General features: G+C 70.4%; 16 protein-coding genes. 5 read left to right on the top strand and 11 right to left on the bottom strand.

The genetic code is table 11. The features are described 5' to 3' along the window. Positions 1-157: 157 nt before the first annotated feature. Both VFZ09_RS40230 and VFZ09_RS40235 read right to left on the bottom strand, forming a co-directional pair. Positions 158-1,708, bottom strand: coding sequence for an AAA family ATPase (locus VFZ09_RS40230; RefSeq protein WP_329733091.1), 1,551 nt, complete (start codon positions 1,706-1,708; stop codon positions 158-160). Beyond that, entirely contained in the window at positions 1,705-2,190 is a 486-nt protein-coding gene (locus tag VFZ09_RS40235) for a hypothetical protein (RefSeq protein ID WP_329733092.1), read from the bottom strand. The genes VFZ09_RS40230 and VFZ09_RS40235 overlap by 4 nt, the downstream gene beginning before the upstream one ends. 181 nt (positions 2,191-2,371) lie before the next feature. Here VFZ09_RS40235 and VFZ09_RS40240 point away from each other — a divergent pair, with 181 nt between their 5' ends. Next, on the top strand, positions 2,372-5,374 hold the full coding sequence (locus tag VFZ09_RS40240; protein ID WP_329733093.1) for a serine/threonine-protein kinase: 3,003 nt from the start codon (positions 2,372-2,374) through the stop codon (positions 5,372-5,374). A 94-nt stretch (positions 5,375-5,468) separates the two neighbouring features. Next, positions 5,469-6,167, top strand: coding sequence for a head GIN domain-containing protein (locus VFZ09_RS40245; RefSeq protein WP_329733094.1), 699 nt, complete (start codon positions 5,469-5,471; stop codon positions 6,165-6,167). Positions 6,168-6,261: 94 nt separating this feature from the next. Here the strand turns inward: VFZ09_RS40245 and VFZ09_RS40250 are convergent, their stop codons facing one another. Further along, a complete protein-coding gene (locus VFZ09_RS40250) occupies positions 6,262-7,728 on the bottom strand; it encodes a mechanosensitive ion channel family protein (RefSeq protein ID WP_329733095.1) in 1,467 nt (488 codons plus the stop codon). Positions 7,729-7,929: 201 nt separating this feature from the next. On the opposite strand from VFZ09_RS40250, the gene VFZ09_RS40255 reads away from it, so the two are divergent. Beyond that, positions 7,930-8,529 (top strand): DUF938 domain-containing protein, encoded by a 600-nt coding sequence (locus VFZ09_RS40255; RefSeq protein WP_329733096.1) that lies wholly within the window; start codon positions 7,930-7,932, stop codon positions 8,527-8,529. A gap of 3 nt (positions 8,530-8,532) precedes the next feature. Here VFZ09_RS40255 and msrB read toward each other — a convergent pair whose 3' ends face one another. Then, positions 8,533-8,922: a peptide-methionine (R)-S-oxide reductase MsrB gene (gene msrB, locus VFZ09_RS40260; RefSeq protein ID WP_349257913.1), complete on the bottom strand. Its 390-nt coding sequence runs from the start codon at positions 8,920-8,922 to the stop codon at positions 8,533-8,535. 264 nt (positions 8,923-9,186) lie between these two features. On the opposite strand from msrB, the gene VFZ09_RS40265 reads away from it, so the two are divergent. Then, positions 9,187-10,167, top strand: coding sequence for an aldo/keto reductase (locus VFZ09_RS40265; RefSeq protein ID WP_329733098.1), 981 nt, complete (start codon positions 9,187-9,189; stop codon positions 10,165-10,167). A 4-nt stretch (positions 10,168-10,171) separates the two neighbouring features. Here VFZ09_RS40265 and VFZ09_RS40270 read toward each other — a convergent pair whose 3' ends face one another. The 7 genes from VFZ09_RS40270 to VFZ09_RS40300 all read right to left on the bottom strand — a co-directional run bounded on the left by VFZ09_RS40270 (position 10,172) and on the right by VFZ09_RS40300 (position 16,047). After that, positions 10,172-11,206: a phytoene/squalene synthase family protein gene (locus VFZ09_RS40270; RefSeq protein ID WP_329733099.1), complete on the bottom strand. Its 1,035-nt coding sequence runs from the start codon at positions 11,204-11,206 to the stop codon at positions 10,172-10,174. Between the two features lie 145 nt (positions 11,207-11,351). Continuing rightward, complete coding sequence (locus VFZ09_RS40275; protein ID WP_329733100.1) at positions 11,352-11,822, bottom strand: hypothetical protein; 471 nt, start codon at positions 11,820-11,822, stop codon at positions 11,352-11,354. 26 nt (positions 11,823-11,848) lie between these two features. Next, positions 11,849-12,496: a hypothetical protein gene (locus VFZ09_RS40280; RefSeq protein WP_329733101.1), complete on the bottom strand. Its 648-nt coding sequence runs from the start codon at positions 12,494-12,496 to the stop codon at positions 11,849-11,851. Positions 12,497-12,589: 93 nt separating this feature from the next. Continuing rightward, positions 12,590-12,991, bottom strand: coding sequence for a hypothetical protein (locus VFZ09_RS40285; protein ID WP_329733102.1), 402 nt, complete (start codon positions 12,989-12,991; stop codon positions 12,590-12,592). Then, the gene (locus VFZ09_RS40290) at positions 12,991-13,401 is read right to left on the bottom strand and encodes a hypothetical protein (RefSeq protein WP_329733103.1); all 411 of its coding nucleotides are present in this window, start codon (positions 13,399-13,401) and stop codon (positions 12,991-12,993) included. Before VFZ09_RS40290 ends, VFZ09_RS40285 begins: the two co-directional genes overlap by 1 nt. Next, a complete protein-coding gene (locus VFZ09_RS40295; RefSeq protein ID WP_329733104.1) occupies positions 13,398-13,754 on the bottom strand; it encodes a hypothetical protein in 357 nt (118 codons plus the stop codon). The genes VFZ09_RS40290 and VFZ09_RS40295 overlap by 4 nt, the downstream gene beginning before the upstream one ends. Positions 13,755-13,863: 109 nt before the next feature. Next, a complete protein-coding gene (locus tag VFZ09_RS40300; protein WP_329733105.1) occupies positions 13,864-16,047 on the bottom strand; it encodes a tenascin-X in 2,184 nt (727 codons plus the stop codon). A gap of 200 nt (positions 16,048-16,247) precedes the next feature. Between VFZ09_RS40300 and VFZ09_RS40305 the strand changes: the two genes are divergently transcribed. Continuing rightward, on the top strand, positions 16,248-16,535 hold the full coding sequence (locus tag VFZ09_RS40305; RefSeq protein WP_329733106.1) for a hypothetical protein: 288 nt from the start codon (positions 16,248-16,250) through the stop codon (positions 16,533-16,535). Positions 16,536-16,585 lie beyond the last annotated feature (50 nt).

Genomic DNA, 16,585 nt, shown 5'->3' on the forward strand with positions numbered 1-16,585 from the left:
GATGTGGGTGGAATCCGCTGTGATTGCGCTCTCACGCGAAAATCACGGTGGGGATTTTCGCTCCGGAGCTGCCGGTCCTACGAGCGGGGTTTTCGCGAATGGCCGGTTCGAGGTGCCCCCTCGCTCCGGCTGAGGCGCGCGGCTGGCGGATGGGCCGCTACGCGGTGCTCTGCTGCTTGGAGTTCACCGCCTCGCCGGAAGCGAGGCCCAGGAGCAGGACCACTGCCTCGCGCATCTCCGGGTGCAGGGCGCTGAGTGCTCTCTGTGTCGAGGGTGCCTCCTGGACGGTGAGAGCGGTGGAGTAGGGAGGAATGTCCTCCGCGAGGATGCCCCTCTCCCGCAGGCGCCGGTAGCACTCCAGGACGTGGGGACGGAGGCTGGGAACGCGCGCCAGCCGGGGCATGTGGGTGCGGAACGTCTCTTCCATCACGCCTGACCCGATGTGCAACTCCGAGAGCCATTCTTCCAATTCTTCTGCCACAGGCCCTCTTTGGGAGTCAGACCCGAGGAAGGTCTGGGCCACACGAGCGGTGTCACGATTCAGTTCCTCCGGGTTGCGGCCATACCAGTGCTGGAAGAACTCCGTCAGGAAATGCAACCGCTGGCGGATGGACTCGCCCTCGCGCATCTGCATCCAGATCCGGAAGAGGCGATCCGTCAGCTCGTAGTAGCGGCTGCGCTGGTCCTCGGGCCGCCCCCCCGGACAGACGAATCGCTCGTTGACGAGCCTGGTGATGTTCGCCGTGACCTGTGGTGTGGTGAGCCGCGTCCTGCGCCCGACCTCCGTCGGCGTCAGCGGGCCTTCAGCCAACGCCATCTCGGTCAGGATGCGGACCATCTGCGGGGAAACATCGTTGAGTCGTGCCTGGTAATACGGAGTCACCTCGTCGAGCAGTTCGAGGAGCTGGGTATGCAGATCCTCCGTGACGCCGTGCCGCAGGACGCCATACAGCGCCAGCACGAGTCTTGGATTACCCCCGCTGAAGTGGAAGATGGCCTCGATGCGGAGCCTGACCTGTTCCATCTTCCCAAGCAGGTTCTCGTCCTGGTCCCATTGCGCACGCGCTTGAACCAGCCCGATGACCTCTTTCCTGGATAGCTCCTCGAGCGTGTTGATCTGGAAGAAGTCGTAGAAGGGGGCACTGTGCTCGACCGTGGCCTCGACATAGCTGGTCGCCGTGGCGAGCAGGATGAAGGGCGGTTCCTGCATCAGGACCTCCCTCAAACGGCTCTGGTCCCGGCGCGCCGTCAGCTTCCGATCGAGGAACTGGCCCAGGTTCTCCAGGACGACGAGGCAGGGCTTCCCATGTTTCTGCCTCCACGACCTCAGCCGATCGATCGCGAGCTCCTCCACCTTGCGCGGATCCCGCTCCTGCGCGAAGGGAGAAGCCTTCAGCCCCTCCAGGCGGATGATGATCTGCTCGAGCAGCTCCGCCACGCTGGCGACCTGGTAGTGCTCCTCCGGCAGGCGGGCGACGCCCCACCCATGGTTCTGCCGGAGCCGCCGGCTGAGCAGCTCCGTGAAGTGGCTCTTGCCCGAGCCACGAGGCCCTATCAGCAGCCAGTGCCGGGTGCTCGGACCCGCGCCATCCGCGAGCAGGTCGCGCTCGAGCGCCTCCATCTGCGGCCACCTGCCAACAAAGGTCTTCTCCAGTTCCTCGAAGGAGGCCCGGGAGGGATTGAACAGCAGGGGCGCGCGCTGGCTCATGGCTTCCTCCGGACTCCCGGGGCATTTCGCAGCCACCAGTCCTTCAGGAAGTTGCTGTGGAAGCGCACCTCACCCCCGCTGCGCGTCACGTAGTAGTCGGACTCGAGCCGCGCCACCAGGTCATCGAGCTCGACCTTGTCCAGACCGTGCCGCAGCAGGGCCATGCGCAGATCATCGGTGGGGAGCTCCTTGGTCTTCTTGAGCATCCCCAGGACTGGATCCAGCTGCATCAGACTGGCCGCCAGCTCGGTGAGGAACTGAGCGGGCGTCTCGACGTACTCCACATCCAGCTGCCGCACGCTCCAGGCGGGCCACGGCTGATCATGCAGCGCGTACATCAGCGACGACTTGCCCCAGCGCCTCGGAGCCGTGAGCAGCACGCTCCCTCGCTCCAGCAGCTTCCAGACCACCTCCACGTCCCTCTCCCGGCCCCAGAAGTCCGGTCCCCGCGCTGGCGCGCCTGCGATGTTCCTCGGTGGCATGTCGGCTCCCCGTCCGCTGCTCGAATCGTGCAACGAGGATATTGCGCAACGATTCCATTGCGCAATCCGCCCGTTGCGCATCCCTTTCTCCGGGATCAAGCGATTTCAAAGAATTACGGTGAAAATCACGGGGGTGGCTTTCACCTTCGAGCCCCGAGTCCTATAAGCTTGGTTTTCTCGAATGGCTGGGTCGAAGCTCCCCTTCGCGCCGGGTGATGTGCGCGGCCGGCAGATGGGCAACTACGAGGTGCTCTGCCGTCTGAGCACCGGTGGGATGGCGGAGATCTTCCTCGCCTCCAAGCGGGGCCTGGCCGGCTTCCACAAGCCCGTGGTGCTCAAGAAGATCCTCCCGGACATCCAGGGCCAGGAGGAGTTCGTCCAGATGTTCCTGGACGAGGCCAAGGTCACCGCCGCCTTCAACCACCCCCACATCGCCCAGGTGTTCGACCTGGACGTGGACGAGGACGAGCTGTTCCTCGCCATGGAGTTCGTCCCCGGCGCCACGCTCCTGGAAGTGGCCCGCGCCTGCCGCGCCACCAACGAGCCCATGCCCATGGGCCTCGGGCTCGCCACCGTGAGGGACACCGCGCTCGCGCTGCACTACGCGCACACCTTCACGGACGCGCTCGGCCACCCCTCGCCCGTCATCCACCGCGACGTGGCCGAGAAGAACATCATGGTGACGTACGAGGGCGTCACCAAGCTGTTGGACTTCGGCATCGCCAAGAGCCTGTCCGCCGTCAGCCGCACCGTGGTGGGCATGGTGAAGGGCACCAGCGGGTACATGTCCCCCGAGCAGATTCTCGGCGAGCCGCTGGATGCCCGCAGCGACTTGTTCAGCCTGGGTGTGGTGCTGCACGAGTGCCTCACCGGCATGCGGCTCTTCCCCGGCAAGGTGCCGGCGGCCGTGGTGCAGGCGGTGCTCAAGAACCCCATCCCCGAGCCCTCGCGCGCCAACAAGGCCATCCCCCCCGAGCTGGATGCCATCGTGCTCAAGGCGCTCGCGCGCAAGCGGGCGGACCGGTACGCCACCACGCTCGAGTTCGCCCGCGCCCTGGAGCGCGCGGCGGGCCCCCTCATCTGGCTGCCCGAGCAGAATGGCGAGCTGCTGCGCCGCCTCTTCGCCGAGCGCCGCGAGCAGACCCGGCAGCTGCTGGCCAGTGGCCGCGCCGGTGTCGACGGCACGGGCGTGGTGAAGCTCGCCCAGCTCTTCCCGGACAAGGACGCGCCCGTCCCGCCGCCGGCTCCTCCCGAGGCGGCCGCCGCCGCGGGCCCGCCCCCGCGCACGCCCACGCCCAACGCGCCGCGCTTCCCCATCATCTCCGCGCCCCACCTCCCGGCGCCCGGCCGCGAACGGCCGGATCAGACGGAGCTCGTCCCCTACCCCGTCGTCGCGAAGCCTCCCGGCGCGCTCCCGGGGGACAAGCGGACCACCTCCTCGTCCCAGCTCCCCTCCACGCCGCCTCCTCCTCCCGAGGAGACCGGAGTCCAGACGGCCACGGCCCGCGCCCGCCCGGCCCGCGCCCCGGTGGATCCCTCCACCCTGCCCTCGCTCCCCGTCCTCATCGAGCCGCCCCGGGCCCCGGCTCCGTCCGCCCCGGCCCGCGCCCAGGTGGATCCCTCCACCCTGCCCTCGCTGCCCGTCCTCACCGAGCCGCCCCGCCCGGTGCGCTCCCCCACGCCCGTGGAGCAGAACCGGGCCGCGGCTCCGGAGCCGGCCCGCGCCGAGCCGCGCCCTCGCGGCAGCCTGGGCCGCTCCGATGCCGTGCCCGCCCTCCCGGAGAACGAGCCCGGGCTGAAGACCGCCGTCATCCGGCCGCCCCGCTCCTCGCCCGCCGGCGAGCAGCCCGCCGCCTCGGACTCGGACGCCACCCAGCCCCGGTACGACTCCACCCGCGTCGCCCGCCGGCCCTCGCCGGAGCCCGAGGACGCCGTCACCCTGCCCACCGGCTCGTCCACGTTGCCTGCAACTCCCCCGCTCCCCTCCGAGAGCCCCACCGCGCCCGCCCGGCGCGCGCCGCTGGCCCGGACGCCGGAGCCCGAGGACGACGAGGGACCGGAGTTCCTCACCGCTCCCTATCTCCGGCCGCCGGCCACGCCCTCGCGGCCGGTGGAGCCCGAGAACGATGGGCCGGAACCGCCCGCGGCCTCCCGCTCCTTCCCCGGGCCCCGGAGCGACGAGCCGGACGAGGAAGAGCTCACGCCCGTCCATCCCCAGCCCATCTCCCGCAGACACACCCCTGTGAAGCGGGAGGTCGATCCCTCGGAGGAGGCCACCCTCACCAACAGCGAGGCCACGGCCCCCGCGGCCCCCTCGGCCCCCTCGGCCCCCTCGCGCCGGGGAGTGCTGTGGGCCGCGCTGCTCCTCCTGCTCCTCGTGGGAGGACTCGCCACCCTCGTGGTGCTGAGGCTGGATGGGGGGCTCGTGTCCTCCCAGCTCTTCCCGCCTCCACCGGAGGCCCCCGCGGTCCCCGCCACGGAGTCCCCACCGGAGGCCCGGACCGCACCCGCCATCCCGGGTGACTCCGCCCCCGCTCCCGAGACTCCCGAGAGCACCGAGGCCGCCGCCGCGAACGCCACGCCGGAGGCCACCGCCCCCGAGGCCGCCGCGAGCGCCATGCCGGAGTCCGCCACCCCCGAGACCGCCGCCGCGGCCCCGCCGGAAGCCAGCGCTCCACCGGACGCCGCCGCCCCCACGGAAGCCCTGGCCGCCGTGCCGCCAGAGGAGAACGCGGGCACCGCTCCGGGCTCGCCGCCGGATGAATCCACGGAGGCCTCCCCGAAGGACGAGGCGCCGGCGCAACCGGCGAAGCGCGGCAAGGGGACGACCTCGCGCCGGACGGCCCCACGCACCGCGTCCAACGTGGAGACGTCGCCCGAGCAGGTGACCACGGCGGACGAGGCGGATCGGGCCTGGCAGGCCCTGGAGCGCGAGCGTACGGGCGCGGCCGAGCCCTCGGGGAACAAGGGCTTCCTGACGCTCGCCACCGAGCCCTACGCCAAGGTGTACCTGGGCAGCCAGGTGCTGGGCGAGACGCCCCTCTTCCGGGTGCCCTTCGCGCCGGGCAAGTACACCCTGCGGCTGGTGGCTCCCCGCTTCAAGACCCTGAAGCTCCCGGTGGAGATCAAGGCGGGCGAGGTCACCTCCATCCGCGCGCCCCTCGAGAAGCTCGTCCGGGAGTGAGCGGCCGGGCGGCCCGCGTGCAATCGCTCGCGCGGCGGTGCGTACCTCGAGGAACACGAGGCCCCGCGGCCTCTCCCTTCTCCGAGGTTCCACCATGCAGCTGCGCTCCCTGCTCCTCCCCGTTGCCCTCCTGGCCTCCACGTCCGCCTTCGCGCAGGACGCCGCCAAGGCCGGGCAGATCGAGGTCCCCGACTTCCGCGGTGTGGCGGTGGCCCATGGCATCCACGCCGAGGTGAAACCGGGTCCCAAGTCGGTACGCCTGGAGGGCAGCAAGGACGACCTGGCCCGGGTGAAGCTCGAGGTGAAGGACGGCGTGCTGACGACGCAGGTGGAGAAGGGATCGTCCTACTTCGGCAAGGGCCTGAAGAACGTCCGCCTGTACGTCACCAGCCCGCGCGTGGAGAGCGTGGCGGCCAGCGGCGGCGCCGACGTGGACGCCGAGGCCACCCGCGTGGACACCTTCGAGGTGGCCGCCAGCGGGGGCGCCGAGGTGGAGCTCACCCGGGTGGACTCGAAGAACGTCCAGGTGGCGGCCAGCGGCGGCTCGGAGCTGAGCCTCGAGGGCAGCGCGGGTGAGCTGAAGGTCACCGGCAGCGGCGGCTCGGTCATCGAGGCCGGCAAGCTGCGGCTCGAGTCGCTCCAGGTGAACGCCAGCGGCGGCACCCGCGTCGAGGCCTCCCCCGAGCGCAGCATCCAGGGCAACCTGTCCGGTGGCTCGACGGTGAAGGCCGGGAAGAAGCCCGCGAGCGTACAGGTGAACAGCTCGGGCGGTTCTCAGGTGCGGTACGAGTAGCTCTTGAAGTAGGACGGGCCGCGGATCACGAGGTACCGGGGTGGGGACATGGGGCTGGGGGGCTCCATGTCTCCACCCTTCTCGTTTCCAGGGCTCAGTCGAGCCGGAAGATGCTCTTGAGCCGGCCGAGGATGTCCACCTCCTCGGTGATGGGCAGCGTCTCGCCCGAGGCCGTCATCGCCGCCTCCAGCTGCATGCGCCGGTGCGCCAGCATTCCGGACAGCTTGGGCGCCAGCTCCGGGTGCTCCTCGAAGAGGCGCGCGAACACCGGCCGGCCCAGCTCCAGCAGCACCACGTCCGTGAGCGCCACCACCGTCGCCGTGCGCGGCTCGCCCGTCAGCAGCGACATCTCCCCGAAGTAGTTGCCCCGCGACAGCCGCGACACCTCCACCCCTCCCGTGCGCACGCTCAGCTCGCCCCGGCCCACCAGGTAGAAGGTGTTGCCCTTCTCGCCCTGGACAATCACGTGCTCGCCCCGGGCGAAGCGCCGCGCCACCATCTCCCGCCGCAGCTTCGTCCGCTCCTCCTCGCGCAGCACCTTGAAGAGGTCCACCCGCCGCAGCATGTCGGCGACCAGCTCCTCGGAGAACTCGGAGCCCGGTGCCCCGAGCGGCATGTTCAGCTTGCGCTGCGCCGGCAGCTCGATGCCCTCGCGCCGGAAGCGGTACCAGATGCGCGTGTAGAACTCGGCCATCACCGCGTCGGCGTTCGAGTAGTCCTCCACGTAGTAGCGCACCTGGTAGCGGATGCCGAGCTCCTCGAAGCCCACCGAGCGGCACATCGGCGGCGGCACGCCCAGCACCAGCGGCACCTGCTCCAGCACCTCCAGCACCGCCTCCTTCACCTCGTTGGGCGCCCGGTCGTACGGGCCATGGAAGGACAGGTCCACCCCCACCGGCTGCCCGCCCCGCGAGTAGTTCTTCACCGCCTCCTTGGAGCAGATGTTGTTGGGCAGGGTGATGATCTCCTTGCGTGACGTCTCCAACCTCGTGGCGCGCCACGCCACCTGGACGACCCGCCCGGTGATCTCCTTGATGGTGACCCAGTCCCCCACCTGGTACGGGCGCTCGAGCTGCAACGACAGGCCCGCGAAGAGGTTGCCCAGCGTGTCCTGCATCGCGAGACCCAGCACCACCGAGACGATGGCCGAGGTGGCCAGCAGGCTCGTGAGATCGATGGCCAGCTCGGCGCGCAGGATGGGGACCACGGCGATGACGTAGAGGGAGATCTCCACCACGTCCCGGAGGATCTTCGGCGGCGGGGTGCGGATGCCCAGGCGCGTCAGCGTCAGCACGCCCAGCGACATGCCCGCGCGGATGCCGCCGAAGGCGAACGTGAGCATCCACGCCACGCGCAGCAGCGGGAGGACCCGCGGGTGCAGTACATCTCCGAACTGCCCGTCCACCACGCGCAGCACCAGGAACGTCATCAGGAAGCCGAGCGCTCCCTGGAGTTCCTTGCGGAACTGCGCGTCCGCGCTCGCCGCCCGGACCCCGATGACCAGCAGCGTGAAGAGGACTCCCGCGATCAAAGACAGATGGCTCTGCAGGAAGGGCAGCACCGGGTGAGCCTCTCCCCGGGCACAGAGGGAATCAAGGCACGCGGAGTCTCGCTTCCAGGGATGAACACGGACTCGGATACCCTCACCCCGGGGGGCTTGCCCCCCCTTTGAACGACGGGGGGCTCCTATCCCGGGGGGAGAGGGGATATCGGGCGGATTTTTGTGACGGGGGAGCAATCGTCGGGGGAGCATGCGCAACCCATGAAACAGCACGCCCCCTCCGCCGAACGCAACCGCGCGCCCCTCCTCCCCGTCCTCCGCGAGCTCCTGCCCTCGCGGGGAAATGTCCTCGAGGTGGCCAGTGGCACCGGGCAGCACGCCGTCTTCTTCGCCCGCGCCTTTCCGCGGCTCGTGTGGCAGCCCACCGATGCGGACGCCGTCGCCCGCTCGAGCATCGAGGCCTGGCGCCGGGACGAGGGTCTGCCCAATGTGCTCGAGCCGCTCGCGCTGGATGCCAGTGCCTCCCCCTGGTCCGTGGAGTCGGCGGACGCCATCGTGTGCATCAACATGGTCCACATCTCCCCGTGGGAGGCGTGTCAGGGATTGATGCGCGGTGCGGCGCGGGTGCTTCCGCACGGAGGGCCGCTCATCCTCTACGGGGCGTACTTCATCGAGGGCCGGCCCACCGCGCCGAGCAACCTCGCCTTCGATGCCTCGCTGCGCGAGCGGAACCCGGCCTGGGGTGTGCGCGAGCTGGGCGCCGTCACCGCGGAGGCGCGAGCCCACGGGCTGGAGCTCGATCGGGTGATCGACATGCCCAGCAACAACTTCACCGTCGTGTTCCGCAAGCGCGGCGCGTGAGGCTCACTTCGGCCGGAAGTCGAGCGACACCGAGTTCATGCAGTAGCGCAGGCCCGTGGGCTCCGGGCCATCGTCGAACACGTGCCCGAGGTGCGAGCCGCAACGGCTGCACACCACCTCGGTGCGCACCATGAACCCACTCCTGTCCTCGTGGGTGTCCACGGCGCCGGGCAGGGGTTGCCAGAAGCTCGGCCAGCCCGTGCCCGAGTCGAACTTCGTCTCCGAGCTGAACAGCGGTTGTCCACACGCCGCGCAGTGGTAGGTGCCGGCGGCCTTCAGGTCCCAGTACTTCCCCGTGAAGGCGCGCTCCGTGCCCTTCTGGCGCAACACCCTGTACTGCTCGGGCGTGAGCTGTTGCTTCCACTCCGCCTCGGTCTTCTGGACGGCGTACACCTTCGTGCCCTCGCCATGTGAATGCCCGGACTCCGGCTTCCCGGCCGCCAGCCCCCCGAGCACCAACAACGGCAGGAGCAGCAGCACCCCGTATCGGCTTCGTCTCTCCTGGCTCATATCTTGTGGATAAGTGCCTCGACCCTTTTCGGTTACAGGAAGGCACCGGCTCCGTCCCCAAATTCTCCACAATCCGGCCGTCCACTCTCCCGCAGAGCCGCCGCACGAGCCTCCCCACGGCCACCCGCTTCGGGTAGGCAGGAGGCCATGTCACGCACCCTCGGGGCCTCCGGGCCCGCCGTGTCTCCCCTGGGCCTCGGACTCGCCGCGCTCGGCCGCCCCGGGTACATCACCCTCGGCCATGCGGAGGATCTCGGCGGCGATCGCTCCGCCGAGGCCCTGGAGCGCCAGGCCCATGAGGTGCTGGATGCCGCGTACCTCTCGGGCGTCCGCTACTTCGATGCCGCCCGCTCCTATGGCCGGGCCGAGGCCTTCCTCGCCTCGTGGTTGAAGGCTCGCGGCCTGGGCCCGGAGGACGTCGTGGCCGGCTCCAAGTGGGGCTACACCTATACCGCCAACTGGCGCGTGGACGCCGAGCGCCACGAGGTGAAGGACCACTCGCTGCCCACCCTGCGCCGGCAGTGGGCCGAAAGCCAGACACTGCTCGGGCCCTGGCTGCGGCTGTATCAAATCCACTCGGCCACCTTCGAGAGCGGCGTGCTGGAGGACACGGGAGTCCGGGAGGAGCTCGGACGGCTGAGGGACTCGGGGGTGCGCGTGGGGCTGTCGCTCAGTGGGCCCCGGCAGGCCGAGGTGCTGCGGCGGGCCCTGGACATACGTGCCGGCGGCTCGCCGCTGTTCTCCTGCGTGCAGGCCACGTGGAACCTGCTGGAGCCCTCGGCGGGACCGGTGCTCGCCGAGGCCCATGCGGCGGGCTGGGGTGTCATCATCAAGGAGGCCGTCGCCAACGGGCGGCTCACGGCGCGCAACGAGGATCCGGCGTTGTGGTCCTTGCACGAGGTGGCCGCGGGCCTGGGCGCCACGGTGGACGCGGTGGCCATCGCCGCGGTGCTCGCGCAGCCATGGGTATCCGTGGTGCTGAGCGGGGCCACCACCGTGGAGCAGCTCCAGAGCAACGTGCGCGCGCTGGAGGTGAGGCTCGGGGACGAGGCATGGGAGAAGCTGCGCCGCCTCGGCGAGCCACCGGAGACCTACTGGACGAAACGCTCCGCCCTGCCATGGAACTGAGGGGCTACCGGGGCAGCGGGGCCGTCAGCGTGGAGAACATCAGCTTCAACGCCGCGTCCTGGCCCACCAGCAGCTTCGTCGAGGCCACCACCCACTTCACCGTGCGCCGCGACACCTTCACGGCCCGCCGCTCCAGCACCGCCGCGTTGCCATACAGCTTGCGCAGCGTCATCACCGCCAGGAACAGCGGCCACAGGCAGAACAGGCGGATGCCCCGCTCCTGCCCCGGCAATGCCATCACATACTCGAAGGCCTTGCGCAGCTCCCGGTGCGCCACCGCCACCATCTGCCCATGCGCCTTCATCGCCTCGCCCCGGTTGCCCGGCTCCAGCAGCGCCTCGGGCGTCAGGCCGTGCTCGGCCAACAGTGTCCTCGGCAGCCAGCAGCTGCCCCGCTCCAGGTCCTCGCGCACGTCCTTGAGGATGTTGGTGAGCTGCAGCGCGTTACCGAAGGCCACCGCCCTCGGCTCCAGGGCCGCCGCGCGCTCGGCGATGGCCGGCGAGTACCACTGGAAGAGCCGCGTCAGCATCTCCCCCACCGTCCCCGCCACGTAGTAGCAGTACTCCAGCGTCTCCTCGAGGCTCGCCAGCCCCAGGCCTCCTCCCGAGGCGCGGCCCTTGTCCCCCATCTTCCCCATGCCCTTCGTCATGGTCGCCACGCAGGCCGCCACGTGCTCGCGCACCGGGGCCGCGTGCAGCGCCAGCGCCTCCAGCACCCGCGCCGTCCCCTCCACCAGCCGCACCTCCGCCTCCGGCGCCTGCGCCCTCAGCACCCGCGCCCCCTCCTCCGAGAAGCGCCGCGCGTCCGCCTCCCACCCCGCCGGCAGCGTGCTCAGCCGCGCCAGCTCCGCCAGCAACACCTCGCTCGCCGGGCCGTGGGCCTCGTCCTCCAGCGTGTCGGCGATCCGGCACAGCAGGTAGGCCACCATCACCGCCGTGTCCAACGGGCGCGGCAGCACGGGAATGTTCAACGCGAAGGTGCGTGACACCGCCGGCAACACCTCCCGGCAGAAGGCGATGGCGGCGGGTTCGGTCTGCATCGGTATCCGGGTCGACGCGGGAGGCTGTGACGGCTCGTCCCTGGACATGAGGACGTACGGACGGTCTTCCATCGCTCTCCCACTCGGCACGAGACTCGGCATTACCCCAGACCGGCGCTGCGTGCACGCAATCCGTTCTTCTCCCTCACCGTTCCCCGGGCTGCTTCGTCGCCGGCACCTGCCCGGCGGGCTCCAGGGCGTTCACCACATAACCGTCCTTCTCGAGCGTGAAGCGCGCCCGCACCTCCCGTCCCGGCTGGAGCGCCTGGCTCCGATCCGGGGTGAAGCGGGTCCGTGGCGTCAGCTCGAGCGGGAAGACGGCCCCGCCATGCCGCAGCCAGAGCTGATCCCCCCGTACGTTGACCACTTCGCCGTAGAGCTCGCCCTGGCGGGCCTCCTCGCCGGTGCCCGCCGTCCCCGAGCCGCCCACGCCCGCCGTCTCGTCGGTGATGGGGAGGTCCTCGGCGGTGACGGGAGAGTCATCCGAGAGCGGCGTCCTGCGGAACTCGTCCATGTTGTCGGGGAGATCCTCCGGCACCGCGTCCAGTACCTCCTGCGCGCCCGCCGGGGCCACCAGCCCGAGCACGGCGAGCCATGCCAACGCCTTGCGTGCCATGGGAGCCTCCTGTGTCTGGGTTCTCCTCATGGAGATGGGGAGCCCGAGCCGCCCACGCCCGGTGTCTCCCCCGGGGAGGGAGCCGGAGGAAGGGCCTCGTCCGAGAGCAGGAGGGCCAGGAGGGCGCCTTCCTCGGCGAGGCCGAGCGGGACGATGTCGTCGGGAATCCGCAGCGTCACGGGGGAGGGTGGGCCGCGGAGGGTGTCGCACGTGCGCCAGCCGGCGTAGCGGTTGCCGGCCAGGGGCAGCGAGTAGTCACAGCCGCCCACGCTGCCGGAGATGCCCGTGGGGGTCAGCGTCAGCTCGGCCGGATCCGCGCCGAACCAACCGCGCAGGACGAGCCCGGGCTGGGGGGCGCGGGGGATGGCATCGAGCCGCACGGACGCGCCGGCGGCCCGGCCGGTGATGTCGCCGTCCTCGCTCCACTTCAGCTCCACGGGCTGGCCCTTCAGGCTGCCGCGCAGGCCTCCCTGGACGCGGCGCAGCTCGAGCCCGCTGCCGGAGATGGCCTGGGAGCCGACCTGGAGCTGGAAGCGGCGCTCGCCCACCTGGAGCAGGAGGGGCTCGCGGGCGGAGGCGGTGACCTGGGCCGCGGCGAGCGGGCCGAGACCCCACACCAGCACCGCCGCCAGGGGAGCGAGGAGGCCGCGCCTCGGAAACGGGGGCTGTGTCACGGTGTCACCGCCTTTCGTCGATCACCCCCTCAAGCTAGGGGCGCGGACGCGAGCCAGGAACGGGTGCTCCCCCGGATGCTCCTCGGGCGTCCCTCAGACCGGCGGCAGCACCTGCTCCAGGGATACGAGCAGCCGGTCGAGCTCGGAGTCACGCTCCGATTCGAGGCCAATCCGTACTCCAAACCGAAGGGTGACCTCGCCGAAGACAAAGAGCGCCGGGTTGCTTCGCTCGGAGACATCCTGGCGGAACAGCTTCAAGGCTTCGAGGAGAATGGCTCGGGGCGTTCCATCCGGAGCGACCACATCCAGGTAGGAATGGACGGGATTGCTCCCGGGTGGGACCGAGATGGATTGACGATCCGTCGGTGTTCCCGGCTTCGTATCCGGAAGCGAGGAGGCATTCTCGGGCCAGGGAAAGTCCCGACCATGCAGGTACAGGAAGGCGTTGACGCCCGTCTGACCGTTCCGGGACACCCGATGCGCGGTGGCGTACATCAATTCAGCTCGTAGTGACGAAGGGGACGTTGCTGTCCGGGCACATCATCGAGCAAACGCCTGCCCGAGGGGAATCGCTCCAGGGCCTCCTGGGCCCTTCTCCGCTCCATGTCAACGAACCCCCGCAGTACGCGGGTCAGTTCCGCGCCACGCCCCTGCCTCGACAGCAACGCAGCCAGCGACTCGGGCGGCTCACCTGGAAACATCTCCCGGATATATCGGACGTATTCCTGTTGAACCCTCGCCACCTCCTCCTTCAAGGAAGGGCTCAGGGTGAGCAGGCGGAGCTCCAGCAACTGCAGCACCTGCAACTCGACGCTCTCGTCCGACCCCCACATCTCCGGCACCCGGAGGAGTGACTCGAGCCGCTCATCAATGAATTCGAGCAGAGTCCGTTGCAACAGGCTCATTGCTTCACCGCCACTTCCTTTTCGTCCCACTCCCGCCAGGCCAGGCGGTCGGGATACAGATAGTGCTGGTCAAGATAGGACTGCTCGGGAGTGCCATGGGCACCGGTCAGCGCGTCGACGACATGCTGCTGCACGTGCACGGCGACATGCTCCCACCAACGTACCCCACGCTTGGGAACCAGGAAGCGGCCTTCAACGGGAAACAGCTTGCGCGCTCTCGCCGCCACCTCGAGCTGACGGGCAATGGGGAGAAGCTCCCTTGCAGCCAACTCACAGCGATTGCTCTCCGCAGGATACCTGTCGAGCACTTCGGACACGGCTTCGAGCTGAGCGGGTAACCAGGAGATGGTCATCCCGGGGAATGTTAGACGCCGCACGGCGTGAATGCACCCTTTTTATGACCTGAAAGGTGGTGTTCCGGAGCCCTTCCTGTCCGGTCCATGCCACCAGGCTCTGGCAGCCTCACGGCGCCGCGCGCACCGGGTCCTCGTGGTGATCATGTCCCGGCCCGCCGAACGTCCCCGGCCAGGGGGCCTCGGCCGGCTCCAGTCCCGGCAGCGTGAAGCGCTGGAACCGCGCCCTGCTCTCCGAGAACGGGGGATCGCACTCCCCGCAGCTCGTCGCCCCGTCCATCATCGTCAGCGACCCGGGTCCCAGCTCGAACAGCTGTGGAATCGTCTTCGGCGAGTACCCCAGCTCGCACCGGAAGGCCTCGCTCCCATCCCCCGCCCTCACGCCCACCAGCACCGGCCTCCGTCCCTCCGTCGCGAAGCCCAGCACCATCGTCCGCTTCACCCCTCCCTCCGGCCACGTCCCCAGCCGCAGCTCCTTCGACACGAAGCTGCTCCCCGCCGGCAGCCGGTACGTCCACGCCGGCTCCAACCCCGGCACCGCGTACCCCTCCAACCGCGGTGACTCCACCGGCACCCCGTCCGGATTCACCGTCGCTCCCGCCGGGCTCGGCACCAGCACCTCGCGCGTCGCCACCGCCCTCCCCAGCTTCGACGGCAGCGCCTTCACCGGCTCTCCATCCGACGTGCGCAGCGGCTCCGTTCCTCCCTCCGGCAGCAGCAGCCCCCGCACCAGCCCCAGCTCGCCTCCCGGGAAGGGCAGCGTCCTCCTCCAGCGCGGCACCCCGTCCGACGAGAACGCCATCACCAGCGTCGGTGCCCCCGCCCTCAGCGGCGCCCCCGGGTTCACCGTCGGGCTGAACGTCACGTACAGGTCCCCCGAGGGATCCGACGCCAGCCCGAACGGGTGCGGGTGGTTGCACTCGGACAGCAGCGCATCCTCCAGCAGCTGCGCCGACACCAGCCCTCCCGCCGCGTCCAGCACCACCAGGTAGTACAGCCGGCACTGCGTCCTCGAGTCCTGCCCCGCCGGGTACGCCTCGAAGAGCGCCGCCAGCCGATCCGGCGCCATCACCGCCAGCCTCGCCATGAAGAGCGTCGAGGACTTCCCCGCGATGTCCGGCCTCGCCCTCCCCAGATCGAAGCTCCACCGCGGCGCCGCCGTCGCCCGCTCCATCAGCGACACCTTCCCCTGCTGCGGCAGGTCCATGCACAAGAGCCGCTCGTTCCACAACATGCACCGCCGCCCCGTCACCTGCGCCTGCACCGGCGCCTCCCCCGCCGCGTCCAGCACCGGCTTCTCGAAGAAGCCCGCCAGCGTCACGTCCCCCTCCGGGCCCACCAGCAGATCGTGCAGCTTCTGATCCCGCCCCGCCGCGTCGTACGTCCAGTCCGGCACCAGCGGCCTCGCCGGCGGCCGCTCGCACACCGAGCCCTTGCACCGGCCCTCTCCCTGGCACGGCGAGGCCGGCGCGCACACGAAGTGGTCCGGCGGATCCCTCTTCACGCACGCCCCCTCCACGCACACGTCCGCCAGATCGCACCCGCGGGCCTCGCCACAGAAGGTGCCGTTGCGCGCGGGCCTCAACTGGCAGCCCCGCGAGGGATCGCACCACCCCTCCTGGCACGCCCCATCCCCCGGGCACGGCGGCGCCGGCACCGGCTGGCACCCATCCAGCGGGCTGCACACGTCCGTGGTGCAGGCGTTGCCGTCGTCACACACCCGCTCGCGCCCCTTGCAGCGGCCCTGCTGGCACACCGCGTCCAGCACGCACGCGTTGCCCGGATCGCACCCCGTGCCGTCCTCCAGCACCTCCTCCACGCACTCCTCGCGCTCGGGGTCGAACGTGAAGCGGTGGCAGGCCGAGGGCATGGGACAGGGGGGTGCCAGCCGCGCCTCCCCGGACAGCGGCAGCGTCACCGTGCGGCCCGCCTCGTCCGTGCCCACCAGCGTGGCCGAGAACGTCCCCTCCGCACCCGGAGTGAAACGCACCTTCACCGAGGCTTCCTCCGAGGGCCTCACCTCCGCGGGCAGCCCCTCCACCGAGAAGGGCCCCTGCACCCCGTTCCACACCACCCTCACCCCCGAGCGCCCCGCGCTCACCAGCCGGACCGAGGCCTCCCGCGTGGCACCCACGTACGTGGCCGGAAAGGCCAGCGCCTCCTGCGAGAAGCGCACCTGGCTGGAGGAGCCCACCAGGGGCGGCTGCTCCTCACGGCAGGCCCCCAGCAGCCCGCACAGCAGCACCGCCGCCAGCACCCGCCCCCAACCGTCCACTCTCGTTCCGCTCGCCATGCGTGAGCCCCCGCTCCCACGGCTATAGCCCTCGCTCCTCCCAGGCACGAGGGGGCCCGCCCCACATCCTCCTTCCTCCCGTTCACCACCCCACCCTCGCGGGCACTGGCGTTTCTACGGTCCACCCCGGGGGGGAGTCCCGCCAAACCCCCGAAAACACAGGCCCTCCTCCCGGTATGCTTCTCGCAAGTTCCCCAGTCATGGCTTCCATCGAATCCGCCATTTCCGAGCAATTGGCGCAGGCCTTCACGGTCTGCATCCCGTACGAGCTGCAGCCCGGGATGGACCAGCTGCCATCCGAAACCCGGCACACCCTGCTGGGCGAGCTCTTCCGCCTCGCCGTCCAGGCCTGGCAGGAGCGCTGCCTGCTGCCCCGCCACGGCCCCGTCACCCTGGAGTTCCTCCTGGCCGGCTGCGACGTGGGCATCGAGCTGGATGCCCCTCGCGCCCGCCTCACCCTCGTCTCGCTCATCCGGGGCCGGTACTGAGGGGCCTGCCGGGTCCGGGAGCCGCTGTCCGGCAGCCGGTGGCCGATGGC

This window comes from Archangium sp., assembly GCF_036277355.1.
Taxonomy (GTDB): domain Bacteria; phylum Myxococcota; class Myxococcia; order Myxococcales; family Myxococcaceae; genus Archangium.